The 25,145-nt window shown below is 62.0% G+C and carries 18 protein-coding genes; 16 read left to right on the plus strand and 2 right to left on the minus strand.

All coding sequences use genetic code 11. From position 1 onward, the window contains the following. Window positions 1-102 precede the first annotated feature (102 nt). From AK829_RS11090 to AK829_RS11165, 16 genes are all read left to right on the plus strand, one after another. Window positions 103-1,779, plus strand: a complete 1,677-nt coding sequence (locus AK829_RS11090; protein WP_052205912.1) for a nitrite/sulfite reductase — start codon at window positions 103-105, stop codon at window positions 1,777-1,779. Then, window positions 1,779-2,060, plus strand: a complete 282-nt coding sequence (locus AK829_RS11095; protein ID WP_052205914.1) for a hypothetical protein — start codon at window positions 1,779-1,781, stop codon at window positions 2,058-2,060. The genes AK829_RS11090 and AK829_RS11095 overlap by 1 nt, the downstream gene beginning before the upstream one ends. Next, window positions 2,053-2,832 carry a phosphoadenylyl-sulfate reductase gene (locus AK829_RS11100; RefSeq protein WP_408606261.1) on the plus strand — a complete coding sequence of 260 codons (780 nt, stop codon included), beginning with the start codon at window positions 2,053-2,055 and terminating at the stop codon, window positions 2,830-2,832. Before AK829_RS11095 ends, AK829_RS11100 begins: the two co-directional genes overlap by 8 nt. Window positions 2,833-2,847: 15 nt before the next feature. Beyond that, window positions 2,848-3,756: a sulfate adenylyltransferase subunit CysD gene (gene cysD / locus AK829_RS11105; protein WP_052205918.1), complete on the plus strand. Its 909-nt coding sequence runs from the start codon at window positions 2,848-2,850 to the stop codon at window positions 3,754-3,756. Continuing rightward, a complete protein-coding gene (locus tag AK829_RS11110) occupies window positions 3,756-5,039 on the plus strand; it encodes a sulfate adenylyltransferase subunit 1 (protein ID WP_052205920.1) in 1,284 nt (427 codons plus the stop codon). The genes cysD and AK829_RS11110 overlap by 1 nt, the downstream gene beginning before the upstream one ends. Before the next feature lie 13 nt (window positions 5,040-5,052). Next, complete coding sequence (locus tag AK829_RS11115; RefSeq protein WP_052205921.1) at window positions 5,053-5,757, plus strand: sirohydrochlorin chelatase; 705 nt, start codon at window positions 5,053-5,055, stop codon at window positions 5,755-5,757. Then, on the plus strand, window positions 5,750-6,694 hold the full coding sequence (locus AK829_RS11120) for a sulfite exporter TauE/SafE family protein (protein ID WP_052205923.1): 945 nt from the start codon (window positions 5,750-5,752) through the stop codon (window positions 6,692-6,694). The genes AK829_RS11115 and AK829_RS11120 overlap by 8 nt, the downstream gene beginning before the upstream one ends. A gap of 320 nt (window positions 6,695-7,014) precedes the next feature. Further along, a complete protein-coding gene (locus AK829_RS11125) occupies window positions 7,015-7,626 on the plus strand; it encodes a hypothetical protein (protein ID WP_052205925.1) in 612 nt (203 codons plus the stop codon). Window positions 7,627-7,629: 3 nt separating this feature from the next. Beyond that, a complete protein-coding gene (locus AK829_RS11130; protein ID WP_052205927.1) occupies window positions 7,630-10,329 on the plus strand; it encodes a vWA domain-containing protein in 2,700 nt (899 codons plus the stop codon). Between the two features lie 42 nt (window positions 10,330-10,371). Continuing rightward, window positions 10,372-14,058, plus strand: a complete 3,687-nt coding sequence (locus AK829_RS11135; protein ID WP_052205929.1) for a tubulin-like doman-containing protein — start codon at window positions 10,372-10,374, stop codon at window positions 14,056-14,058. Window positions 14,059-14,086: 28 nt separating this feature from the next. Next, complete coding sequence (locus tag AK829_RS11140; RefSeq protein ID WP_052205931.1) at window positions 14,087-16,780, plus strand: hypothetical protein; 2,694 nt, start codon at window positions 14,087-14,089, stop codon at window positions 16,778-16,780. A 3-nt stretch (window positions 16,781-16,783) separates the two neighbouring features. Next, the gene (locus tag AK829_RS11145; protein WP_052205933.1) at window positions 16,784-19,021 is read left to right on the plus strand and encodes a hypothetical protein; all 2,238 of its coding nucleotides are present in this window, start codon (window positions 16,784-16,786) and stop codon (window positions 19,019-19,021) included. Next, on the plus strand, window positions 19,021-20,001 hold the full coding sequence (locus tag AK829_RS11150; RefSeq protein ID WP_052205935.1) for a GAP1-N2 domain-containing protein: 981 nt from the start codon (window positions 19,021-19,023) through the stop codon (window positions 19,999-20,001). The genes AK829_RS11145 and AK829_RS11150 overlap by 1 nt, the downstream gene beginning before the upstream one ends. Window positions 20,002-20,016: 15 nt before the next feature. Further along, window positions 20,017-20,979, plus strand: a complete 963-nt coding sequence (locus AK829_RS11155) for a hypothetical protein (protein WP_052205938.1) — start codon at window positions 20,017-20,019, stop codon at window positions 20,977-20,979. After that, window positions 20,976-22,076: a TRAFAC clade GTPase domain-containing protein gene (locus tag AK829_RS11160; RefSeq protein ID WP_052205940.1), complete on the plus strand. Its 1,101-nt coding sequence runs from the start codon at window positions 20,976-20,978 to the stop codon at window positions 22,074-22,076. Before AK829_RS11155 ends, AK829_RS11160 begins: the two co-directional genes overlap by 4 nt. Before the next feature lie 18 nt (window positions 22,077-22,094). Continuing rightward, the gene (locus AK829_RS11165) at window positions 22,095-22,409 is read left to right on the plus strand and encodes a hypothetical protein (RefSeq protein ID WP_052205942.1); all 315 of its coding nucleotides are present in this window, start codon (window positions 22,095-22,097) and stop codon (window positions 22,407-22,409) included. Window positions 22,410-22,424: 15 nt separating this feature from the next. On the opposite strand, the gene AK829_RS11170 is transcribed toward AK829_RS11165, so the two are convergent. Together AK829_RS11170 and AK829_RS11175 are read right to left on the minus strand one after the other, a co-directional pair. Beyond that, window positions 22,425-23,204, minus strand: a complete 780-nt coding sequence (locus AK829_RS11170) for a hypothetical protein (RefSeq protein WP_052205945.1) — start codon at window positions 23,202-23,204, stop codon at window positions 22,425-22,427. 16 nt (window positions 23,205-23,220) lie between these two features. Then, window positions 23,221-25,134 carry a hypothetical protein gene (locus tag AK829_RS11175; RefSeq protein WP_052205947.1) on the minus strand — a complete coding sequence of 638 codons (1,914 nt, stop codon included), beginning with the start codon at window positions 25,132-25,134 and terminating at the stop codon, window positions 23,221-23,223. Between the last annotated feature and the right edge of the window lie 11 nt (window positions 25,135-25,145).

Consider the following 25,145-nt stretch of genomic DNA (forward strand, 5'->3'; position numbering starts at 1 on the left):
CTCAGCAACGATATTGCAATAGACATACCGGTACGGTTAGCTATCGAAACAACGCAAATAAACCGCATTTAGTAAACCGATCGGTCTAGTTAGGAAGTGGCCATGAGCGCACCAGCAGTCACCAAGCCAGCTACGAAAGCCCGCACCCCAAAACCGGAGGGCCAGTGGCTTATCGACGGCCACACGCCCCTCAACACCGACGAAGCCATCAAGCAGGCGTCTGAAATCTGGGACGTTAAGCAGCGCGTGATTGACACCTACGCCAAGGGCGGATTCGACTCCATTGACCGTGAGGATCTCTACCCGCGCTTCAAGTGGCTGGGCTTGTACACGCAGCGCAAGCAGAACCTGGGCGGAGAGTTCACCGGCGAGGACAACCAGGTGCTGGAAGACAAGTTTTTCATGATGCGCATTCGCTTCGACGGCGGCATCTGCTCCACCGCGCAAGCCCGCGCGGTAGGGGAGCTCTCGCGCGATTACGCCCGCTCCACGGTGGACCTGACGGATAGGCAGAACATCCAGTTCCACTGGGTGCGGATTGAGGACGTCCCGGCGATCTGGGAGAAGCTCGAAGCCAACGGCCTGAACACGTGGGATGCCTGCGGGGATGTACCGCGTGTGGTGTTGGGCTCGCCAGTAGCCGGCATTGCCAAGGACGAGATTATTGATGCCACCCCGGCCATCCAGAAGATCCAGCAGATCTATACAGACCCGGAGTTTCAGAACCTGCCGCGCAAGTTCAAGTCCGCGATCTCCGGCAACGCGCGCCAGGACGTGGTGCACGAGATCAACGATCTCGCGTTTATCGGCGTCGAGCACCCGGAACTCGGCCCCGGCTTCGAGTGCTACGTCGGCGGTGGCTTGTCCACCAATCCGATGCTGGCGCAGTCCCTTGGCGCGTTTATCACCCTTGAGCAGGTGCCGGAGGTATGGGCGAACGTGGTGCGCATCTTCCGTGATTACGGCTACCGCCGCCTGCGCAACCGCGCGCGCCTGAAGTTCTTAGTGCAGAAGTGGGGCGTGGAGAAGTTCCGCCAGGTCCTCGAAGAGGATTACTTGGGCTATACGCTTGCGGACGGCCCACACGCGCCCAACAACCTCGTTGACCGTGACCACATCGGCGTCCACGAACAAAAGGACGGCAACGTCTACATCGGCGTGAAGCCAACGCTTGGCCACATGTCCGGTGAACAGCTCATTGCCGTGGCCGACACGGCTGAAAAATACGGCGTGACCCAGTTGCGATTTACTCCGTTTAAGGAGCTGTTGTTGTTGGGTGTGGATCGCGGGGACGTCGACAAGCTAAAGCTCGAATTGGAAGCGTTGGGGCTTTCCAGTGAACCGAGCGAGTTTAGACGCGGCCTGATTTCATGTACTGGCCTGGAGTTTTGCAAGCTGGCGCACGTGACCACGAAGTCCCGGGCGATTGAGCTGGCCGATGAGCTGGAGGAGCGCTTCGGGGATTTGGATTCTCCGATCAGCATTTCGCTCAACGGCTGCCCGAACGCGTGCGCGCGCCACCAGGTCTCCGACATTGGTCTTAAAGGCCAGATGGTGGACAACGGCCACGGCGAGAAGGTCGAGGGCTTCCAGGTACACCTGGGCGGCACGATCGGTGAGGGCGCGAACTTTGGCCGCAAGCTGCGCGGACACAAGGTGCTTTCCAGCGAGCTGACGGACTACGTCACCCGCGTTGTGGGCAACTACCTAGACAAGCGTGAGCCTGCTGAGACGTTCCGCACCTGGGTGCAGCGCGCTGATGAGGAGGATCTGAAGTAATGCGCCGCGCGCCAAACCCCAACCGAAACTTCCCCACGTACTGCCCGTACTGCGGCGGCGAGGAGCTGGAGCCGAACGAGGAGACGGATTTCGCCTGGAAGTGTAACGAGTGCCTGCGCGTGTTTGAAGTGAAGTTCCACGGCCAAGACGCGCCCGATACGCCGCCTGCGCCTGCGCGCTCTACCCCCGAGGCCTTGCAGGAATCACTAGTCAGGCGTGGTCACACTGCGGTGCTGGCCGGGAGCGGGAATACTGACGGGGATGGAAAACGAGATGAATAATATGCTGCACCTGAATACGGCCAGCTTCCGCGATCCGGAAGTCAGCCCCGAAGGCCCGAAAACAACCGAGCCGCTGGACCCGGACATTGCTAAGCGCAACGCCGAGCTGGTTGAGCGTTTTGGCACGCTGCTTTTTAGCGCCTCCGCGCAAGAAATCCTCGCCTGGGCCCACGAACACGCGCCGGGCCCGCTGGCGGTGACGCTGTCGATGGAAAACACGGTGCTGGCGGAGCTTGCGAAGCGCTACCTGCCGGGCGCGGACTTCCTGTTCTTGGACACGGAGTACCACTTCCCGGAAACGCTTGAGGTGGCCGATGCGGTGGAGCACAGCTACCCGCAGCACCGCCTGGTGCGCGCGAAAGCGCAGCTAAGCCGCGCGGAGCAGGACGAGGTGTACGGCCCGAACCTGTACCTGCGCAACCCGGGCGCGTGCTGCCGGATGCGCAAGGTGGAGCCGCTTGCGGTGCACATGAGCCCGTACGTGGGTTGGATTACGGGCTTGAGGCGTGCGGACGGTCCGACGCGGGCCGAAGCCCCCGCCCTAAGCCTGGATGCTACGGGCAGGTTGAAGATTTCCCCGCTGGTGACGTGGACGCTGGAAGAAACCGAGGCGTTTGAGCAGGACAACGATCTGATTATTCACCCGCTGACGCGCCAGGGGTATCCGTCGATTGGCTGTGCCACCTGCACGATGCCGGTAGCTGAGGGTGAGGATCCGCGTGCTGGCCGCTGGGCGTTTGCCGCGAAGACTGAGTGCGGTTTGCACGAGTAAGTAAGGAGCAACACGATGACTGAACGTTCACCGCTTTCACCGCACCTGCGGGACTTGGAAAATGAGTCCATCCACATCATCCGTGAGGTGGCTGGCCAGTTTGACAAGATCGGCCTGCTGTTTTCCGGTGGCAAGGATTCCTGCGTGGTGCTGCACTTGTGCATGCTTGCGTTCGCGCCGGCGAAGATGCCGATTGAGCTTTTGCATGTGGATACGGGCCACAACTTCCCGGAGGTCATTGAGTTCCGTGACCGCCTGGTGGAGGAGACCGGCGCGCGCCTTCGCGTGGCGCACGTGCAGGACTGGATCGATCGGGGTGATCTGACGGAGCGCCCGGACGGTACGCGCAACCCCTTGCAGACGGTGCCGTTGGTAGAGACCATCGCTGAGGTTGGCTATGACGCGGTGCTCGGTGGTGCCCGTCGCGACGAGGAGCGTGCCCGCGCGAAGGAGCGCGTGTTTTCTGTGCGCGATTCTTTCGGCGGCTGGGATCCGCGCCGCCAGCGCCCGGAGCTGTGGGACTTGTACAACGGCGGCAAGCTGCCGGGCGAAAACATCCGCGTGTTCCCCATTTCCAACTGGACGGAAGCGGACGTGTGGGAGTACATCGGTGCGCGCGGCATTGAGCTGCCCAGCATCTACTTCGCGCATGACCGCGAGGTGTTCAACCGCGACGGCATGTGGCTGACCGCCGGCGACTGGGGTGGGCCGAAGGAAGGCGAGCAGCTTGAAACCCGCCGCGTGCGCTACCGCACCGTGGGCGATATGAGCTGCACGGGTGCCGTTGATTCGGATGCGGCAACCATTGACCAGGTGCTCGTAGAGATTGCCAATTCCACCCTGACCGAGCGCGGCGCAACCCGCGCGGATGACCGCTTGAGCGAGTCCGCAATGGAGGACCGCAAGAAGGAGGGCTACTTCTGATGACTGCCACCACTCATGCACGCGAGGCGTTAGCCAACCGCGCGACGCTGCGCCTGTGCACCGCCGGCTCTGTTGATGACGGCAAGTCCACCTTCGTCGGCCGCCTCTTGCACGACACGAAGTCCGTGCTTGCAGACCAGCTGGCTTCGGTTGAGCGCACCTCCGCCGACCGCGGCTTCGAGGGCCTCGACCTGTCGCTTCTCGTAGACGGCCTGCGCGCCGAGCGCGAGCAGGGCATCACTATCGACGTTGCCTACCGCTACTTCGCCACCGACAAACGCACCTTCATCCTGGCGGATACCCCAGGGCACGTGCAGTACACGCGCAATACGGTGACGGGCATGTCCACGTCCCAGGTTGTGGTGCTGCTTGTAGATGCCCGCAACGGTGTTGTCGAACAAACCGTGCGCCACCTGAACGTGGCAAGCCTGCTTGGTGTCAAAACGGTGATCCTGGCCGTGAACAAGATCGACCTGGTGGACTACTCCCAAGACGTGTTCAACCAGATCAAGGCCACCTTCGACGCAAAGACGGCGGAGCTGGGCATCGAAGACCCGCACGTGGTGCCGATCAGTGCGCTCAAGGGCGACAACGTTGCGCAGCGTTCCGTGGAAACGCCGTGGTACACCGGCCCGACCGTGCTTGAGCTTCTGGAATCCATCCCGGTGACCCACGGGCGTGCCGATGACCTGGATTTCCGCTTCCCCATCCAGTACGTGCTGCGCGAGCACGCCAGCGACTACCGCGCCTACGCCGGCCGCGTCACCGCAGGTTCCATCAGCGTGGGCGACGAGGTGCTCGCCCCGCACGGGCGCACCACCACGGTCGCAGGCATTGACACCGCTGACGGCGAAGTGGCCACCGCCAACACCGGCGACTCGATTGCACTGCGGCTTAGCGACGAGATCGATCTCACCCGCGGCGACCTGCTGACCTCGCAAGCTCGGCCAGCAGAAACGAGGGAGTTTGCCGCCACCATCGTCGCGCTTACGGAGAAGGACCTGCGCGCCGGGCAGGCAGTGAAGCTGCGCTACGGCACAGCGCTTGTGCGTGCGCGTATTGCCAGCGTGGAGCGCATTCTGGACATTGACAGTGCTGACAAGGACACGCTTGATCCGGAAAGCGTGCGGCTTAATGACATTGCACATGTGACCGTCCAGACCGCCGATGAACTTCCCGTGGAGCCGTACGCGGCGCGCGGCGCGGTGGGAAACTTCCTGCTGGTAGACCAGGCAAGCGGCAATACGCTGGCAGCCGGCCTGGTGGGTCGTCGCCTGCGTTAGGACAGATACGGCCATGACCGCTCTGATCACCCTCGCCCACGGTTCGCGCCACCCGCGCGCGGCCGTCGGCGTTGAGGCACTCACCCGCGCCGCAGCTCGGCGCCTCGGGGTGCGCGGGCAGGCCGCCTACTTGGAGTTCGATGAGCCCTTGCTTATCGACGCCACACGCCACACCCCCGAACCCACCATCATCGTGCCCCTGCTGTTCACCGATGCGTTCCACGCGCGCTATGACGTGCCGCAGCATGTGGCCGAAGCGCGCGAGGTGCAGGCGCGTGAATGTGCTGGCTCGCAGGCGTCGTTGACGCTGGCCAAAGGCCTTGGCATCGACCAGGACTTGGTGGACGTGCTAGCGGCGCGCGTGCTGCAAGATGCGCCCGTTGGCGCCCACGTGGTCCTGTATCCGGTTGGCACGTCGGATCCGGTGGCGGCGGGGCGGTATGGGGAGGTTGCGTTGGGCGTCGGCAAGCAAACTGCTCGGGCGGTCAGTGTGGTGGCCGCAACGCGCGGGGGAGTAGAGGAACTGCGGGCGCTGGAGCGGACGCACGGCGCGCTGCATGTGCTGCCGATGTTTGTCACGCACGGGCTGCTGCTAGACCGTGCGCGTGCGGCGCTACCTGGGGCGAGTTTCTCGGAGCCTTTGGGCCTTGATCTGGCCGCGATTGTGGCGAAGCGTTTTAGCCAAGCACTGCACTCATTGGAGGTGACCCATGCGTAGTACAACAACCCTGCTGTTTATCGCAGTGGCCGGATTTACAGCGCAGCTTGTAGACGGCGGCTTGGGCATGGGCTTCGGCGCCACCTCCACCACGATTTTGATCATGCTCGCCGGGCTGACACCGGCGGCGGCATCAGCGGTGGTGCACACCGCGGAGCTGGGCACGACCCTGGTTTCGGGTGTGGCGCACTGGCGCTTCGGCAACGTGGATTGGCGCACGGTTGCCGCAATCGGCATCCCGGGCGCGGTCGGCTCCTTTACGGGCGCGGTGCTGCTGTCCTCTTTATCTATGGAGCACGCTCGCCCGGTGATGTCGCTAGTCCTGGCGGCAATCGGTGTCAACCTGATGCTGCGTTTCGCCCGCGGGCTGACGCGGCGCAAGCTGTCACCGAAACCGCACTCCAAGGGATTCCTCGGCGCGCTGGGCCTGGCCGGCGGGTTTATCGACGCCACCGGTGGCGGCGGCTGGGGACCCGTCACCACCTCCACCTTGCTATCTGCGGGACGCAGTGAACCGCGAAGAATCGTGGGCACCGTCAACACCGCCGAATTCCTGGTCACCGCGGCTGCCACCGCAGGCTTTGTGGTGGGCATGTGGAACCAACTGGTGGCCAACCTGGCGGCGGTGGTGGCGCTGCTGGTCGGCGGCGTGATTGCCGCACCGATCGCCGCGTGGCTGGTTACTCGCATCAACCCGATCATCCTCGGCGGGTTTGTAGGCACGCTCATTACAGTGCTGAACCTGCCGGTAGTCCTTGCCGCTGTGGGACTTGACCAGCACCTGTGGGTCGTGCGTGTTCTGCTGCTGTGCCTTGGCGCGGTGCTGTGTTGGCGAGGCGCCGTCAAAGCGCGGGCGAACTCGAAGGCGGCCTCTGTCGCCGAGGGCGCGACGCCGCTGGTGGTGGACCCGCCGCAGCGCGTGGCCGTGGTGGAGTAGGTGGTGCGCGGCGTGGCGGCGTGGCGGGGTCGGTTGCGCGGCGGGGTCGGTTGCGCCCCCTCCCGACGCGTTTGCAGCTACCTACACCAGGCTACCAAGCGAAAAAACGGCAGGTAGCTGCATGTAGGTAGCTGCATTTGGCTTGGGCACACTTCCCGCATCGGCACGCACGCCGAATTCGTACAAACGTGCAGGACTCCGCGACAGTGTGGGTGGCCTTTGCTAACATTTTTCTTCGTCACGGCAACTTCCGGAAGTGCATAATTACGCATGGTCGCAGGGGGTTGCCAGCTTGTTTCCAACCGATTGGAGTCAAACCCATGTCAACGCCGAATAATGGCTGGGGAACCGGAGGAGGTTGGGGTGCGCCTCAGCCGGGGTCCAGCCCTTCGTCGCAGCCTGCAGCCCCAGGTGGCGGGTGGGGCTCGGCCCCGTCTGGTGGCGGCTGGGGGAGCCCGTCACCACAACAGGCGCAGCCGTCCCAGCCGCAGCAGCCCTCGTGGGGTCAGGACACGACCCAGTCGCTGGGGCGCGATTCGTCCTTCGGTAACTCTTTCGGCGGCAGCGCAGAGCCGGAGTACGGCGACCAGTCGGATGAGTTCACCACCACATCCGCACCGCACCTGATGCTGGTGCCAAGTTTGGCGCTGGCGGTTATCTCGCTGGTGATGTTGGCGATTGCGGGCTTCGGTCCGTTGCGAAGCATCGATGCCCAGTGGGGCGTGCTCAGCGGCGTTGCCTGGGCGCTGTCCGGCATCGTCGGTGTCTCCGCGTTGGGCCTGTACTTTTCCAAGAACACGCAGGCGCGCGCTGAAGGCTTGTACGAAATCGTTGGTTGGAAGCAGGCACTGTTTTACGTCACGGTGGCTGCGTTGGTTATCGCCGTGGTGCTGTCCAGCATCATGTTCGCGTTTTGGTTCGGGAGGCAGTAGTTCATGGGTGTAAACGTTTCCCGCATTGCACGTCGTGGTTTGGCCGCGGCGGCGGCCGCATCGCTTGCGGCGCTCACCGGCATGGGCGTTGGCCTAAGCCAACCTGCAGCGCCGAATGAGGCGTTGCCGCAGCTTGGCGCTTGTATGGCTGAGCGTGGTGCGCTTGATGTGGTCATCTTGATGGATGAGACCGGCTCGTTGGTCGGTGAATTCAATGAGGCTACCGGTTCTATTGATACGTCGGTGCCGGGTACGGATGATGATCACAACCGCATTCCGGCGGCGCAGAGTTTTGTGGATGAGCTGGTGGCTCGCCAAGCAGACACGGGCGCGGATGTGCGCGTGCGTGTGGCTGGTTTCGGTCAGGAGTACCACTCGGGTGCAACTGACTCAGCGAATTACGGTCCGTGGCAGGAGCTCAATGAGTCGAGCGCTGACAAGGTCAAGGGCGAGATTGCGCAGTTCCAGGATCGTTGGGAAGAGGTGTACACCAACTACGCCAACGCGCTTGAGGGTGCGTACAACGATTTCGCGCGTTCCGGTTCGGAGAACCCGTGCCGTCTGCTGGTCACGTTTACGGATGGTGAGTTGACTGCCCAGGAGGGTGAGGACGCTGCACGTGAGCGTATTTGCCGCGCGGGTGGCATTGCGGATCGTCTGCGTGCGGGCGGCATTACCAACGTGGGTATCGGTTTGTCCTCGCCGGATAAGCCGGCTGATTTCGGTTTGATGCGCGGCATCACTGATGGTTCCGGAGGTGAACCGTGTGGCCAGCCGCCATTCAACGGCGCATTCTTTGAGGCTTCCAACGTAGGTGGCCTGTTCGCGGCCTTCCAGCGCGCGCTGTCTTCCGGCCGTGATGCGGTGCATGAGGGTCCGGCGGCGCAGACGTTTGAGTTCACGCTGGATCAGTCGATTGACGCTGTGCGGTTCAACGCGATCGCGGAGGAGAATCTTGGGCAGGGCGCGCACTTGGTGCTGACTGCGCCGGATGGTTCCACGGTTGATTTGGCGCAGTCCGGCCGCGGTGAGGCTGCCGGTGCTGCGGTTGAGTGGACCACGGCTACCGAGCCGACGCAGCGCGTCAGCGGCCGCATGCGCCTGAGCCCGGGTGCTGACTGGTCTGGTACCTGGAAGCTCGGCTTTGTTGATTTTGATCCGGAACAGGCCGAAGGTCGCGTGATTTCCCAGGTGGAGATCCAACCTGACCTGCAGGTTCGTTTCCGCTCCGATGAGGTGTCCGAGGGGCCCCTTTCGCTTTTCGACGATCAAACGATCCACGCCGAACTCATCAACGGCTCCGGCGACGTCCATCCGTTGGCTGGCGAAGCCAAGACCACCATCGTGTTTGAGGCCGATGGCCGCGAGCCGGTCGTGTTGGTAGAAAACGCCGACATTGCGGGCGGGTCGATTGAGATCCCGGCGTCCAAGATTGAGGGCGCACCGGTCTCTGGCCGTCTGGAAGCACGCACCGTGGTGTCCACCTCCGGCGAGCCGAAGACCACGTTCAGCCCGTTCATCAACCAGCAGGCGGTGACGGTCTCCCCGCAGAACCTGCCGCAGGTGGCGGGTCCGGTGCAGTTCGCGTCTGAATCCGTGACCGGCCAGGGTGAGATCGCTGTCAAGGGCCCGGGCAAGGTGTGGATTGAGCCGGGTACGCAGATCCGCGCAAACGCTCTGCCGGATGGTGTGGATGCAGTGAATGTGGCTTCGCAGTATGACTCCGAAGACAACGCCCTTGAGGTGGTCGCTGGTGAAACGGCAACCCTGCCGGTGACGTTTACGGTTGCTGAACCCACCGAGGGCATTATCAATGGCAACGTGGACGTCAGCGTTGCAGACCTCAACGGTGAGGTCGACGCGGCACATGTTCCGGTTTCGGTCAACGGTTCCTACACGGTGCCGCTGAACACGGCGAAGTTCACCGGCGCGCTGATCGGTGCCCTGCTTGCGGCGCTGTTGATCCCGCTTTTGGTGTTCTACCTGATCCGTTTTGTCACCTCGCGCATTCCTACGCGCCGCCAGCTTGGATCCCAGCTTTTCCCAATTGAGCTGGAGGGCACCAACGCGCAGTTTGTCAACGGTCGCCCGGAGCTGTCTTCCCAGGAAGCACTGATGAACCCGGCGCAGCTGACCTCTACCACGTTTAGCGCGTCTGGCTACAACGGCAAGGTTCGTGGGTTCCACCCCAACCCGTTTACGGATGCGCCGGTGTTGGTGGAGCAGGTGCCGTCGATTAGCAGTGAGGGCGAGCAGGTCAAGGGTGCTGCGAAGCTGCCGCTGGCGCTGCCGAACACGTGGTTTGTTGCGGCAAGCAACCGTGGCCCGAACTCCTACGACGTGGTTGCGCTTCTGAACCCGGGCACCCCGGAGGCGCAGCTGAAGCAGATGGCCACGGAGATCTCCACCAACGCGCCGCAACTGGTGCGTGAGCTGCATGACCTTCGTGCAGCGGAGGCTGACCCGTTTGATGATCTCGGCGGAGGCAACGGCGGCGACAGCAACGGCGGCCCTGGTGGCCCGACAAACCCTGGTGGCACGACGCCTCCGCCGCCACCGCCAGGCTTCGGCCAGGGTGCACAGCCAGGTCCGCAAGCAGGCCAAACCCCGGGTGGTTTCGCCTCTGGTGGTTTCGGCTCTGGCCCGGGACCTCAGACGCCGCCGCCACCGCCGCCGTCGCAAGGCGGATTCGGCTCCAACTAACTTCATAACTTCACGGCACGCAAAGGAACGTAAGGAACAGCAATGTACAAGGTTTTCGTAGTCGGTTGCGGCGGCAGTGGCGCCAAGACGATGTCCTACATGATGGATGAGCTCAAGGCGACACTGGAGAAGCAGGCGCCGCAGTGGTGGGCGAAGAACAAGCGCTTGCCGGATGCGTGGAAGTTCGTCTCCATCGACGCGCCGCTGGTGCCTGAGGTTGTGGAAAACTCCAAGCTGCCGAGCGTGACCGAGGCTGGCGGCGACTACGTGGCCTGTGGTTCCAATGCGGGTCTGCCAAGTGTGCGCCAGAACATTGCTGCGTCTGCCTCCAGCGAGGCCAAGCTGGGCACCCTGGCCAACTGGGCGCTGAAGGACCACACGCTGGATAACCTCAACGTTGCTCGTGGTGCCGGCCAGTACCGTGGCGTGGGCCGCATCTTGATCCTGAACCGCCTGAAGGAAGTGAACGCGCAGCTCAACCGTTCCTGGGCTGAGGTCATTAGTGCTGAGACCGACGCTGACCTTGCAGCAATCGCTGCTGAGACCGGCCAGAGCAAGGAGACGGACGGCCCGATCGTCTTCATCATCTCTTCCATGGCGGGTGGCTCGGGCGCCTCCATGGCTGTGGACGTGTGCCGCCTGGTCAGCGCGCTGCCGGGTATTGATAACGGCGGTGTTGGTTTGTACATGGTGACCCCGGACGTGTTCACCGGCGGTGCGGACGCACCGATGGACAAGATGGCTGGCACGAACCCGAACGCCCTGGCAATGTTCGCTGAGCTGGCCGCAGGCCAGGCCGGTGCTGGTTCCCAGACGGACGCAGCAACCTACCAGGCGCTTGGCCTGAACATTCCGGTGAACTCCCTGCCGGTTGGCCGTATCTTCCCGGTTGGCCGCACGGTTGGTACGGATGACCGCATCACGGAGATTGGCAACGGCACTCCGTCTGACATCTACCGTTCGCTGGGCCTGGGTCTGGCCTCCCTGTTTACGGACCACCAGGCAATGGCCAACTACGTGGCCCACATCATGAACAACCCGCAGTCCAAGCGCAGTCCGATGTACGGCTGGGGTGCGGTGGAGTACCCGTTCGTGCCGTGGAGTACGTTCGGCTACGGCCGCGTGGCAATGGGCCGTGAGCGCTACGCCGAGTATTCCGCGCAGCGCCTGGCGCGCTGGGCGGTAGACCACATTACGTCCGGCCACTTTGACCGCCAGGAGATTGGCAAGGACGAAGCGCAGCAGCTGCGTGACCGTGTGGAGAGCAACTGGGCTGGCTTCCGCGACAATATGGGCACCGTGTTGCCGCTGACAAGCGATCCGATGGAGTGGATTGGCCGCAACTTCGGCGGCGTGATCAATGATTGGGTTGCTGGCAAGGTCAGCGCGATTGCCCAGTCCATCCCGAATGCCAACAAGCAGAAGGGCAACGAGTGGCTGGCGGTTGTAGAGCGCGAGCTTGGCAACGCCTCCCAACGCATCAATGCAGAATTCACGCGTGACCAGCGCTCTGAGCGCCCGTTCTACGGCGCGCTTGTGGAGTGGGCTGGTCCGGAGGCGCTGCAGCGTCGTCTGCTGGACCAGTTGCGCCATGAGGTGGGCAAGCACGGTGCTGCCTACGCGCAGGAGCTGCTGCACCGCCTGCAGGGTGAGCTGAAGAACACCACCGTGCCCAAGCTTGAGCAGTACCAGGTACAGCCGTGGATTACGTTGGACGGCCGTCTGCGTGACCGCATCTCTGGTCTGGGCCGCATCCCGGACAGCACCGAGTACCTGCAGCTGATCCGTACCGCTATTGATCCTGCGCTTCGGCAGTTCGCTGTGGCGTTCATTGCAAGCCAGATTGCTGAGCTGCTGCGTTCCTTTGACAATGACTTCATCAAGGCGCTGGACGCAGAGATCACCCGTCAGCGCGATGAGCTGCGTTCCCAGCGCATGGTTACCTCTGACCCGGAGATGGGCATTTCTCGCTTGGAGACGATCTACCCGTCCCTGTGGCCTGCTGAAGGTGACGGTGCTGTGGATTCCCGCTTCGGCGCGCCTGCGACGGAGGCGTCTATTACGCCGATTGATGAGTTCAAGGATCGCTTCGAGGAGCACATCCAGAACGCTCGCCCGAACGGTGGGGATGACACTGTCTCCTTTGACACGGGGCTTGGCCAGGCTGGTCGCGCCGTTGTGTCTGGAGACTGGCACCAGGGTGCGGATCCGGACCCGGCGCCGCGCGACCTGCTGTCTGTTCGCGACGGCATGTGGTGGATCCCGCAGCAGCACACGGTGAACCCGCACACGGGTGAGCGCGTGGATTATCGCAAGCCGCGCTTTGACTTCAAGATTGGCTCCAAGGAAGTGCTGGAGCGTTCCCGCAAGTTCATCAACCGCACCGGCACCTCGTTCGCAACGTTCGTATCTGAGTCTTTGGCGGATTACGTGGATGCGGATGGCCACCCAGCACACGAGCGCGCACGTCGTGAGGACCTGCTTGAGCAGAAGTTCTCACTGGCCCTTGAGCTTGCGCTCCCGTTGGCTCAGGTGGATAAGGCAGTGCTGCAGGAGCTCCTGGGCACCTCTGTTGCTTATGACTTCGTGTTCACCACGATTCCGTTTAAGAACCACCCGTTGGAGCGTCGTATGAAGGACGCGCTGACGGCGTTCAAGGGTGGTGCGGCAAACATTGACAGCCACAAGTCTTTGGGTGATGCGTTTGGTAACAACGGCGGCCTGCGTGAAATCAGCATCACCGGGTCCTTTGAAAAGTACCCGCCGGTGGTCTTCAGCTCTGTGTTGCCGCGTGCCGCTGCGCAGTGGGATGCGTACTCCACCCCGACGGATCGTGATGAGTTCTGGCGCATGCGCCGTGCACGTCCACTGTCGGCAGCGCTGCCGATGAGTGACATCGAGCGTGGTGCGATGATCCGCGGTTACTTCGTGGGCAAACTGACCGGCCGCATCTACCACTCGGAGGAGGTACGCGCGACGGCGGACAATGATCCGATCCAGATTTATGACGTGCGTACAAACAGCCAGACCCGCGATAAGTGGCTGACCATTGCCACGCCGCTTCTAACCCCGCCGCACGCGCTGGGGCACCGCCGCAACTACCTGCCGGCAATTCTGGAAAACGCCACCATGGCCTGGGCAAAGATTGCGCAGCCGCCAGTGATGGGTTCTATCCAGCCGTACCTGGCGTTGCGTGCGCTGTGGGATGAAGGTGACATGCCTACGCAGTGGCGTCCGCAAGCAGGCCTGTATGGGGATAACCAGATTGTGAACCATACCAGCGGCCAGGATGTGCTGCGCCACTGGCTGTGGAGCGGCCAGCGCCCGAATGGTGAGTTCCTGATGGTGGAGGGCACAGGCCCGAACGTCACCCCGGAGCAGCGCCTGGCTGCTGCGAAGGAGTGGCTGCAGAAGGAACGCGAGCTGGCTGTGGCGTACAGCCCGGCAAAGGCTGGCTCGGGCGATGGCTTCTTGGGCGGTCAGACCGAGAACCCCTACGGCGACATCCGTGACATGCAGATTGCGTACGCACTGCCGCTGTTTGCGGATCTCGCGCCGGATTACATTGCGGCTATTGATGATCTGTTGGTGTCGCTGGACTGGGCGTTTAGCTCCGGTGACCCGCGTGCAAGCCAGCAGTTCCAGCCGCAGCCGACGCAGCCTACGCCGCCGACTGGCCAGGCGTTTGACGGTGGCGGCGCAATGCCGCAGATGCCGGGTCTGGACTAAGCACTAGGCAGGAGAACGAGCAAAAATCATGGCAAAAGCAATCAGTACCTTCCTGCACAAGGGGCCGTTTTCCAGGCGGCTTCGCCAGTGCATTGCTGACCTGGCCGCGCTCGGCCTGGTGGGTGAGAGCATCTGGATCGACGCAGAGGATCCCACAACCGGCGTGCTCATCGGTAACGCTGATGAGGGCAAGCCGTTCTACGGAAGCCTCTCGCAGCTGTTGAACAAGGTCGGCGGCGTGCCGGTGCACGTGGTCACCCTCAACGTGTTGGGCCAGGACCAGGGTGTGGGCACGCTTGAGCAGCACCACATCTCTGACCTGCAGCAGCAGATCCGTAACACGGGCGTCAGCGAACTGCAGGGCGCGGATTCGGCGAATGTGATTGTTGCAGAGGTTGGCGCGCGCGTAAGCAAGCAACTGCCCACTATCGCTGGCTTCCGTAACCTCATGCTGGCTCCGGAGGAGTCTGAAAGCCCGGACATCCCGGCATCGGAGATTTTCAAGGCGGACAACAGTGCGCCGGAGGATTTCGCACTGTCGGCGGCCTGCAAGCTGGCTGGTCTGTGTGGGTTGTGGAAGGGCGCGACCTCTATCCCGGTGGCGGATCAGGCGGCTGGTGATGGGTTGCGTTTGGTGCGTACCTACTACCGCCGTGTAGACGCCCAGGAGATCCAGGCCCAGCTCAAGGACCAGATTTTCAACGTGGCGCAGCTGCCGCAGGTGCGTACCACGCCGGCAGGCCAGCCGCTGCATGTGACAACGCTGCCGAATCTGGCAGGGATGAACCAGCAGATTGCACAGCAGATCCTGCAAAACCACCGCGAGCAGATTGAGGCGCCGCGTACTGAGGCGTTGCGTGAGGCAACCGAGTACAAGAAGGCCACCGAGGTTGCCAAGGACGTGGGCAAGCTCTATCTGCGCAACCTGGTGCGTTGGCCTGTGATTGCGTTGCAGAACTTCACTGCAGACGTGCGCGACAAGGTGAACTCTGAGGCTCAGAAGCTGCTGGGTGCGGATTCCCGCGTGCGTGTTGGCGGCCCGGAGACCATGCCGGCCACCCCGCCTGTGGGCAAGGAGACAGTGCAGGGAGCTTCTGCTTTCCGGCGCGATCTGTACCGCCCCCTCTGGGACGAGTACATCGACACCTCTTTGGCGTTGGCTGATGCTGATCTGCGCAGCTTTAATGATGACGGCAAGCAGGTCCCGCCGTACCTGAAGGCGTCCAATCAGGCGTTGAACACGGCGCGTTCGGCCCAAGACATCATCCCGGGCCCGAGTGCTGCGTTTACGGCAAATGACCTGCCGGCTGGCTTGCGTGGTCAGGCAAGTGAGCTGCCGCTGCAGCCCTATGACATTAAGGGCATCCGCGGTTTTGAAGAGAAGCTGCGTACCTCCGAGTTCCGTGGCGCGCACGATGGCGTGCAGCGTTTCCAGGCGTGGAAGCGCAAGAACTCCCAGTCTTTAGCGTCGCGTGTAGGCGAGCAGCTGGTGATTACAGAAGACCAGCTGTGGAATGACTACGCGGTGGCACGTGATCGTTACTACGAGCTGGAGGGTCGCGAAAGCCGCATCACCAACACCAGCGGTGGTGCAAGCTGGTGGCGCTGGCTGGGATACGTGGTGTTCTGGTCTGGTGCGATCTTCGCGTTGGCTTGGGGTATTGGCAACTGGTGGCCTGATGCCGCCAACCCGATGGTGCCGCGCTGGTTGTTCGCACAGAACTTGAATGAGGCGCCGACCAAGGTCAAGGCCTGGATGTTTGGCCTCTGGTTTGTGCTGTGGCTGGTGTGCTGGCTTATCCAGGTGTGGCTGGAAACGCTGGCGATTTTCCGCACGGTGAACGCGCGTGCACAGATCCGCTCTGAGCGTGAGGCGGCGAAGACCAACATGGATGCCGCAGAGCGCGCATACGTGCAGATCCAGCACGGCTACCTGCAGTTCTTGTCTATCTCGAAGATCTACGGATCCCTGCTTGAGCGTCCGTTTGGCACCATTGCTTCGGTGAAGACGAAGTCGCCGGTGCCGATGAACCAGATGCCGGCGTCTGTACGCATCACTGAGGCCGTGCCGGATTCGGCGGCGATTGAGCGTTTTGTTGCTTCGGTGCGTGAAGAGTACTACCGCCAGGGCTGGCTGGAAGAGCGCGTGGATGCTGGTTTGAAGCGTGCGTTTGACATGGTCAACGCAAGCTACGGCGATCAGGGTGGTGACAGGCATTCCTTCCTCATGTCTCAGGGCGAGGATTCCCAGGAGCTTCTTGACTTGTTGGCGAAGGCCATGACGTCTCCGGAGTTTGTGGATGCAGACCGCACGGGTGAGAAGTGGGAGAAGGTTGTTCAGCGTCTTGAGCGCAACGACAACGGCGTGCGCGATGCGTTGCTGAGCAAGCAGCAGATGTACCGCGCTGGTTCCTTGGCCGCCGCGCGTGAGATGCCCGCACTGGCAAACGTGAAGGATGCTGGCACGTTCAACGGCACTTTTGTTACGTCCACGGGTTGGGCGGGCGGCAATGCGAATGTGATTGATACGTCGCAGACACAGCACAGTATCTCTCGCCAGACTGGTGATCAGGTCGGTGTGGCGGAGCTGCTGGTGCAGTTCGGTCACCCGGGGGATCGCTCCTCCTTCGTGTTTGCTGGTGATGAGGCAGACGCTATGCGTGGTAACGGCACGTCGGCGCCGTCGCCAAGCGATGGACTGAAACTTCCGGGATTGGATTAAGACATGAATGAAGAGTTGTTGGCGCTTAACGCCTGGCGTGAGCAGGCACTGAGCCGCGGCATTGATAAGCAGTTGCTGCCCTCGGCGTTTGAGCTGGGTATCTTCCTTCGCGCCAAGAATGATCCTGAAAAGTGGCAGGACAAGCCCACGCTTGCCATGTGGGGCGATTCCTTGACCAAGCTGTTGCAAGCGGTTGCCACCGGCAATTTTGTGAAGGGCACGCCGCTGCCGGACCTGTTTTTCAAGCAGGCGACACAGGCCCAACCAGCACAGCCTGCGCCGGAACCTGTACAGCCTGAACCGCAGCCGGAGCCCGCACAACCGAAGCCAGAACCGAAACCGCAACCGGCTCGCCAAGAGCAGTCGAAGCCCCTGAACCTGCGGGCTGAAGACTTCGCGGAGCGTGACGTGTGGACCCACTCGGAGCCACTGCGCGTGGAGGGCGGCGAGGTCATGGTTCGCGCGCGCGGCGATGAGGAAGGCACGCTCGAGGTCTCATGGGTGGCGCCGGAAAGCGGTGCGAAGGTTCGCATCTTCCGTCTCCTCAGCCGTGATTCGATCATGAATGACAATGAGCTGGAGCCGAACTTCGGTCTGCTGCGCACCATTACCGCTGGCCGTTTGTGGACGGATGAGGCCGACATGGACCGCGCGATCCGCTCGTATCACGTGTGGCTCAACGAGGGCGATAGTGAGATTGAGGCGCTTCGTGCAGAGCCAAAGCTGGTGGGTGTGGGCGTGTACGTCCAGCCGGTGCATGACCTGCATGTGACGTTTGAAGACGGCCGCATTTACGGCAGCTACGCCGAAATCGACGGCACGGAAAGCGTGGAGATCTTCCTGCTGGATAACGTGCACGGGCGCGTGCAGCAGTTTGAGAATGAGAACAACCTGCGCGGCTTCCAACTGACGCCGAAGTCCACTGGCCGTGCGTACGTGTTCCAGGCGCGCAGAAAAGTTGGCGTGCACATGTCTGCCTATTCGGATGAGCAGGCAGTGGACGTGCCGGCGGAGCTGACACAGATCACGCCACAGATTTCGCTCGACGGGGACCGTTTCACGCTGTCCTGGGATCGCCCAGGCGCTGGTGAGGTGCGCATTTACCGTTCTGCTGAGCCGGTGGCCGATGGTGCGGCGGGCCAGCTTGTGGATGCTGACAACCTCGGCGAGTACGGATTGCAGGTCGGGGACTGGTCTAACAGGCTGGAACCGCGCGACGCTACGGAGTTTGCCACGGACTGGAAGAGCGACGCCTATTCCATGTACATCACGGCGGTAAACGTGGTGGAAAACCAGGCGATGATTGGCACCACGGCATCGTGGGTACGCTGCGGTGAGGCGCATGACGTACGGATCTTTGAGCGTGTGGACGAGCAGTTGATCACGTTTGCCTGGCCGGAGCATGCAGCCGGCGTGGAGTTTTTCACCGCGGATATCTACAACACGGACAACCTGGATTTCAGTGACCCGGACGCTATCCAGAACAACCCTTCTGTGCAGCACTTGGGGCGTATCAGTGAGAACCAGTACCGCCGCCGCGGCGGGTACCAGGTGAACCTGCAGGTTCCGTCGTTGCTGATTTTGATGCCGTACCGTTCGCACCAAGGCAAGACTGTGCCGGGTAAGCCGACGGTGTTGAACTACCCGGGCCTGCTCAAGATGAGCTATGAGATTGTCAACGAGGCTCCGGCGGGCGCACCTGCGCAACTGTCGGTGCGTATTCACGCAAATAACCGGGCGGATACCTTTGGGCAGAGCTTCGTGCTCATGGCGCAGGAAGGCACGCTGCCGATTGACCCGACGCGTGAAGAGTTGCAGTTGAATGTGTGGCGTAGGGCGGCATCGTTTGGGGCGCCTTCGGCGGAGCGTCAATACGCAGAGAAGATCTTTGATATCCGCGAACCGTTCACGCGCGACCGCCTGAGTGGCCAGGAGATGCCGGGTGAGTCTTTCGCTATTGACATGAACCAGCTGTACGGGCGCCGCAACATCTTCTTGCGCCTGTTCCTCTACACCCCATCTGGTGGCTACCAGCGGGTCTATGAGCAGCAGTCTGTGGGTCAGGGCGAGCACCCGCAACCGGTGCCGGTGCTCTTGGACCCGCCGCTAAACCAGCTGTACTACAGCGAGGAGCCTCCGGCACAGCAATATCAGCAGCAATACCAGCAGTCAGAACCACAACCGGAGACGGAACAGAAGGAATCCGGTGGACGTTTCAGCCTGTTTAGGAGGAAGCGCTAATGGTGGAACAGCAAACACAACAGCGCACCCGCTGGTCGCAGCTCACGTACGCATCCTTCGGCCCGGGCATGGGTGATGGCTGGGGTTTCGGCCCAAGCCGCAACGTGCACCCTAAGGATGAGGAGTTTGTGAACCACTTCGTACGCGGCTCCCTTAAGGCCGTGCAGGAGGTCAGTGACTTCCTCACCAGTGACGAGGTGGAGCAGCTGCCGATTCGTATGGAGTACATCCCGTGGTACGAGCGCGCCGTGTTTTTGCACACGCGTCCGGCCGGGAAGGATTCCTCCGGACGCCAGGGCAACACGTTTACCCACATCTACGTGGACCATGCCGCACAGGTGGATAACTCGACGTTGATCTACCCGATCCAGGCGTATCATTCGCCGGATTTCCGGATGCCGTTTCTGTCCAAACGCGTTGACGGTGTGGAGCTGAGCGAGGATAACAACGGCCCGGACGCCGGCCCGCACTTTGACATTGACTTGGCGTGGGAGATCATCCGCTCCATGTTCATGGGCATTGACCGCACCAATGTGGTGTGGAAGGTGCTCGACGCGCTGGAAGCGGGCGAGAAGCTACCGGTGTTGGTGGTGAACAACTCCATGGACGCGCAGACGTGGCTGACAGTGATCAGCTCGTTGATGTCCAGGAAAGAGGCGCGTGAGCTGTTCCGGTTCTCCACGTTTGAGCGCGCCGCTACGCTGCAAGTGGATCGCTACAGCCAGTTCCGCGGGCGCGCCGTTGTGGCAATCCCGGTGGAGGATGCGGAGGCTGCAGCGCGTATGGATGGCGTAGAGGTGATCAATACGAAGGATGCTGGTGAGGGCTATGAGGTGGGTGGCGTGTGGGCGTCGATAAGCAAAAAGGCCCTTGAGCACTACCCGAGCCACGGTGAGCTCATCGCGGCGCTGGATGCGCAACCCCCACTCAACCCCGACAGGCCGCGGCTGGGCGACGCTATGCGGCAGCTGAATCTTTAACCCGAAGGACGAAACATGGAACACCTACAGCAAGGCGCGGAAGCGTTCGTGCACGGCAACGGCTTCAGCGCGCAGATTAAAGTACACATCACCCCACCTGCGGATTTTTCCTACGAGATTGAGGGCGTGGAGCAGCACGTTATGCGTGCACAGACGGTCTACGCGCGTGGGTTTAATGGCCCGGGGCAGCTGACTATCCGACCGTCTGCAACCGCGCAGTTTGTCGCGGAGGCGCAGGCGCACATCGTGGTCGAGCTCAAGCCGGAGACCGGCCATGCGGAGACGGTGGAGCTGCAGCGATTCAAAATCTCAGGTCTCAGCGAATTCACGCCGCTGCACTTCACCCCGCAACCCGGCGGCCTGTTGCTGAAGTCGGGCCAGGTGGAGCAGCTCGCATCCGAGCAAAGCCGCGTGTACAGCGAAATTATCCGTGAGATCACCCCCGAAGAGGAGCTTTCGCTTGACGACGCTTCAGGCGCTACCAACGAACCCCGCTCCGTGTTGGTGTACGTGGATCAGTCTTCATCGATGGAAAACGCGAGCCGCCCAGAGCAGATCCGTGCGGTAGCGAAGTTCCTCGCGGAATTTTTGAGCAAGCTGGAAATCGAGCTGTCCGTGGCTGGGTCTTCGCTGGCGCAGCAGCCGAAGCGCGTGAGCTCCTCCTCGGCAGCGCAGGAGGCCATCCTTGCGCTGACGCCGCGTTCTGAGGTGGGCTGGCCGCGCTCCCTCAACGCGGCGCTGAAGGATTATGACCGCGTGGTGGTGATCTCTGACGATATCCCAGCAGAGGTGGAAAACCCGCGCGTGACCTTGGTCAACCTGGATCATTTGCCGCAGCGTTTCGACGGCATCGAGGTCGGCCCCAGAATCGTCGAGGCCGTAGAAAACGACAACCACACCTACCTGCGCAACCTCTCTGAGTACCTGCGCGACAGGCTCTACCTCGCTGGTGTTGATGCTTCGGGGGCTGCGCGATGACCCAGGCTTTCACCATCCCCACCCGCTGCCCGTACTGTTTTGAGTACCTTGACCCGGCGACGTTGCAGCACACCACGCCTGAAGGGCAGTCTCGGAACTGCGCCCGCAAGGAGCTGCCGTACGGCTGGCAGGGCGCAGGTGTGATCACCGTTGCCATGGCGGGTGCGCGTGCCTCCGGCAAGAGCGTATACCTAGCGGTGATGATTGAGCTGCTGAGCCAGTTCACCAATGAGGTCAAGGGAAACTGGCGCCCGGCTACCTCGGATACGGAAGCGATCTATGAGGAGCACTTCCGCACCCGACTGTTTGAAGAAGGCAAGGCGCTCGAGTCCACTCGCCGTATTGGGGATAACGCCACGTACACGCGTGAGCCGTTGATCTTTTCCATGGATCGCCCGCTGCTTATGGGGCAGCGAAGCCAGCAGGAGATCTTCTTGGTTTTCCGCGACATTGCTGGTGAGGATCTGCAGGACAATGACATCGCTGCTGTGAAGGATGAGCTTGCTTTCTTGAGCAACGCGGATCTGGTGGTGTTTCTCTTCGACCCGCTGGCGGATGAGGATATTCGCTTGGCGCTGGCAGGTTTGCCGGGCATGACCCAGCCGGAGGACGGCGCACGTACGGACCCGGCGATGGTGCTTCGCAACGTGCTTGCGATCATTGAAGCTAATCGACGCCCCGAGCAAGCACCCCCACGCATCGCCGTCACCATGTCCAAGTTCGACGTGTTGCAGAAACTCGCCGAGACCCAGGGCGAACCCCGCAATATGGACGTGATCATGCGTAACCGTGGTGCCGCGTTCAACCGTGAAGGCGCTGGCGTGAACCGCCCATGGGACCAAAACGACAACGACCTGTTGCACCAAGAGATCCGCAGCATGCTGGTCACCTTGGACGCCCGTGGTCTGTTTAACCAGCTGGAAAGCTGGCTGCGCCAGGGCAACCCGGAGGACTTCTACCGTTGCTTTGCGGTGTCTGCCTTGGGCTTCCAAACCCGCGACGATGAAGTAGATTCCAGCGGCATCGCCCCATTCCGTTGCCTCGACCCGATTCGCTCCCTGCTTGCCGCGTACGGCATTGACGTTCCCCGCGTGTAAGGCACGAAAGGACCAACCATGACTAACAACCCAGCCAACGGCTACCCGGCGTCCGGCTACCCAGCCCCTGGATTCCAAGGCGGCCCTGCCACCATGACTTCGCAGCAGCTTGCGCAGGAAGACCAGGTACACAACGAGAAGCAAGCCCAAGGCGAGCGCAAGCGTGCCGCAATGTGGGTGAAGGCAACCTCCGCGCTGGCGGTGATTGCCGCGATTGTGTACGCGGCGATCAAGCTGTGGACGTTTGTGCCGTGGGTTGTAGACGGCATCAACGAGGTCGGCTCCTTGGGTGACCAGACAGCCACCCCGGTAGTGACTGAGCCCACCCAGTAGCTCTAGCCAATAACGCTAGAACCAGTTCCAGTACAGGTACGTCCCCAGCAGCTGGGCAAGCCCCGGCACTGGGGTGGAAAAGTCCGGCTCCGCGTAGGAGCGCTGGCTAAGTTGGTGGATCTGGATGTCAGCCACGTCCGCGACGAGTTCTTCGGGGACGTTCATGCCGGCGACGTAGGTGGAGCCGCGGGTGTCTGTACGCACAGCAACGCTCAGCGGCACAATGCTGTCAGGCAACTGGTGGTAATACGTCAACACGCGCAGGTCATCGTGCCATTCGGCGGTGATCGTTTTGCCTGCTGCAGCGCCGAGGTTGCCTTGGTTGGCGCAGGACTGGATCATCGTGATCATTTCTTGGTCGTAGTCTTGGGCGGCATTTCTGGCGTCGTTTACCTCGATGGTGATGTACGGCTTGAGGTCTTCGGGTGCTTCAGGAGCGACGACAAAATCCTGCGGTAGGTCCGTAAACGCGACGGTGGACCTGGCGGTGGTGTCAGCCGCAGTAAAGAAGTAGGGCGCGTTGCTCAAGCACTGGGTGTCATAAATATCGCTGGGGATGCGCGCCTCAAAGTCAACGTAGCCACCGGCATCGCCGTGGCGCATGGTGTGGCGCACCGAGTCGTATGCGTACTCGCCGGTGAGATCCTTCGAGGTAAGCAACGCCGCGTCTAAGGAGGCGTGCTCGCCCGTGCCTTGTTTCCACGGCAACTCCCACGCGGGTGCCATCTGGATGATCAGGACTACAGCCACAACCAGCGCAATCACCGCTTGGACAAGTTTTGCAACAAATGACATGTCTACACCCCTGCTCCTAGCCCTGCTTGGTCATTCCCAGCTTGATCATTTCGTTGCGGTCTTCCGTGCTCATCTGCAGACGCACCGTACCGTCTGTGTCCACCGCAGCGTAGCCATCCACCATGCCATCAATCCCGCGCGACTGAGGAACCATGCGCCGCCCGCCCACGTACAAGCCGGCGTGTGGCGCCTCAAGCCCGTCTGATTGCAAAATGGCCAGGGCCGCGTTGCGCACGCCTTCCCACTTGCGAGCCAACGCCAAACGCTGCCTATTAAAGCCCATGGTCGCCGCGGCAAAGTAGATGACTATGAGGTCGATCGCGGTGAAGAAGTAGCCGTCTGCAAGCGTGGAGAACAGCCCACCGGTCAGCGCTAACATGCCGAGGAACCAGCTGCGTTTGCGAAGCGCACCAATCAGCCAGGCCAGTCCGACACCCACAATCAGCCCGGGGATGAGGCGGTATTCCGGGTAGATCGGCCACGGCCAGTGAATCGCCATGTACTGGTCCAACAACACCGACGGGATGATCAGCACCAGCGCAAGCCCAAGCGTGCTTTGCATCGACGGCGGCAGGAAACCCAGCGGGCGCTTGAGCCCAATATCGCCCAGCGGCGGCATTTGTTTGTCAATCAGCGGCTCGATGCGCTCCGGGACACGCCCCATGCGCGCAATCTCATCATCCAGCGGCGCTAGCCGCGGGTCATCGTGTGCGAACTTGCGCACGGTGACAATCTCGGATTTGGCGCGCTCAACGTCACCCTCACGCAGCGCCGCGCGCGTACTGTCCACCGCCTGCGAAACCAGGTTCACTCGCGCCTGCAGATCGGTCAGAATGTCCGCACCAATGCCGGATTTCGGGGTGCCATGCCCGGACCGTTTGAGCTCTTCAAGCTTATCGACGGCCTCCGTCAACCTCCCCTTCTCCATCAATCCTTGGAGCACCGTGAAGTACATCCGGTCGTAGGCTTCAGCGTCTTCGCGAGGATCTGGTTCAGGCACTGCTTCCGGCTCTGGCGCTGGGCGCGTCTCGCCGGTGAACAACGCGATGTCATCGGCCGCCAGGCCGAAGGACGCAAAGCGTGCGGCAACGTCCTGGGGGAGTGCGAACCGGGTGCGAATCGTGTTCCAAATGTCCAGGTGGAAGGCGATGATCGCGTTGTGCAGCTTGGCGTCATCCGTTGCGTGCGTGCGCAGCTTTGATGCCGCGGTCTTCTCCCGTTGTGTGCCGGCGCTGCGCGTGAAGAAATCAATCGCCGCGTCAAGGACTAAAGCCGTAACCTGGCGCTTCGCCTGGATAAAGTACGGCGGGGTCAGGCTGTACTCGCTGGTAGGCGCACCATCCGCGTAGTTTTCCGGCCACACTGCCTGCATGATGCCAAAGGGGAACACGCTTTCAATTTCCGACTGCAGCGGCGCCGGCAACGGGTCTATCACCCGCACGCCCTGGCCGCCAAGCTCGTGGATAATCTGGCCCATGGCGGACACCGGAAGCCCGGCCGCCTCACGCATCGCATTGACGTGCTCCGATGTAGCGAACCTCAGCGAGCCAAACACGTGCGCAAGCTTCCCACTGAACTCGCTGACCTGCTGCCCAAGCGCGGCGTTGCGCAGCTGCTCAAGTTGCGCCCACGTCTCCGCGTCGCTCAAATCCACAGCAGGGGAGCCCGCAGCCAACTGACGCAGGCCCGCAACTACCAGACTTGCGGGCTCACGGAACTTGCTGCTTGGCGACGTCGCATGCCTCCCCAACTCCTCCACCACCTCCGCATACCGCGAAGACACATCAGCGTCCCCAGAACCAGCACCATCCAGCTGGAAGAGACGCGCAGGCTCCAACGCAGCAACGTCCTCCAGCGTTTTCGCTGTGGCCCACTGGGCGGGGTAGGGGGTTTCGTTGAGGTATTTCTTCAACGCGACGTCGTCAAGCATGAGCCCTTTGC

Source organism: Corynebacterium riegelii (assembly GCF_001263755.1).
Taxonomy (GTDB): domain Bacteria; phylum Actinomycetota; class Actinomycetes; order Mycobacteriales; family Mycobacteriaceae; genus Corynebacterium; species Corynebacterium riegelii.

Excerpts from the sequence above, each read along its gene's own strand:
- AK829_RS11090 (WP_052205912.1), top strand. The coding sequence starts at position 103 with ATGAGCGCACCAGCAGTCACCAAGCCAGCTACGAAAGCCCGCACCCCA.
- AK829_RS11115 (WP_052205921.1), top strand. The coding sequence starts at position 5,053 with ATGACCGCTCTGATCACCCTCGCCCACGGTTCGCGCCACCCGCGCGCG.
- AK829_RS11150 (WP_052205935.1), top strand. The coding sequence starts at position 19,021 with ATGGTGGAACAGCAAACACAACAGCGCACCCGCTGGTCGCAGCTCACG.
- AK829_RS11165 (WP_052205942.1), top strand. The coding sequence starts at position 22,095 with ATGACTAACAACCCAGCCAACGGCTACCCGGCGTCCGGCTACCCAGCC.
- cysD (WP_052205918.1), top strand. The coding sequence starts at position 2,848 with ATGACTGAACGTTCACCGCTTTCACCGCACCTGCGGGACTTGGAAAAT.
- AK829_RS11100 (WP_408606261.1), top strand. The coding sequence starts at position 2,053 with ATGAATAATATGCTGCACCTGAATACGGCCAGCTTCCGCGATCCGGAA.
- AK829_RS11125 (WP_052205925.1), top strand. The coding sequence starts at position 7,015 with ATGTCAACGCCGAATAATGGCTGGGGAACCGGAGGAGGTTGGGGTGCG.
- AK829_RS11145 (WP_052205933.1), top strand. The coding sequence starts at position 16,784 with ATGAATGAAGAGTTGTTGGCGCTTAACGCCTGGCGTGAGCAGGCACTG.
- AK829_RS11120 (WP_052205923.1), top strand. The coding sequence starts at position 5,750 with ATGCGTAGTACAACAACCCTGCTGTTTATCGCAGTGGCCGGATTTACA.
- AK829_RS11155 (WP_052205938.1), top strand. The coding sequence starts at position 20,017 with ATGGAACACCTACAGCAAGGCGCGGAAGCGTTCGTGCACGGCAACGGC.
- AK829_RS11130 (WP_052205927.1), top strand. The coding sequence starts at position 7,630 with ATGGGTGTAAACGTTTCCCGCATTGCACGTCGTGGTTTGGCCGCGGCG.
- AK829_RS11160 (WP_052205940.1), top strand. The coding sequence starts at position 20,976 with ATGACCCAGGCTTTCACCATCCCCACCCGCTGCCCGTACTGTTTTGAG.
- AK829_RS11170 (WP_052205945.1), bottom strand. The coding sequence starts at position 23,204 with ATGTCATTTGTTGCAAAACTTGTCCAAGCGGTGATTGCGCTGGTTGTG.
- AK829_RS11110 (WP_052205920.1), top strand. The coding sequence starts at position 3,756 with ATGACTGCCACCACTCATGCACGCGAGGCGTTAGCCAACCGCGCGACG.
- AK829_RS11140 (WP_052205931.1), top strand. The coding sequence starts at position 14,087 with ATGGCAAAAGCAATCAGTACCTTCCTGCACAAGGGGCCGTTTTCCAGG.
- AK829_RS11135 (WP_052205929.1), top strand. The coding sequence starts at position 10,372 with ATGTACAAGGTTTTCGTAGTCGGTTGCGGCGGCAGTGGCGCCAAGACG.
- AK829_RS11095 (WP_052205914.1), top strand. The coding sequence starts at position 1,779 with ATGCGCCGCGCGCCAAACCCCAACCGAAACTTCCCCACGTACTGCCCG.
- AK829_RS11175 (WP_052205947.1), bottom strand. The coding sequence starts at position 25,134 with ATGCTTGACGACGTCGCGTTGAAGAAATACCTCAACGAAACCCCCTAC.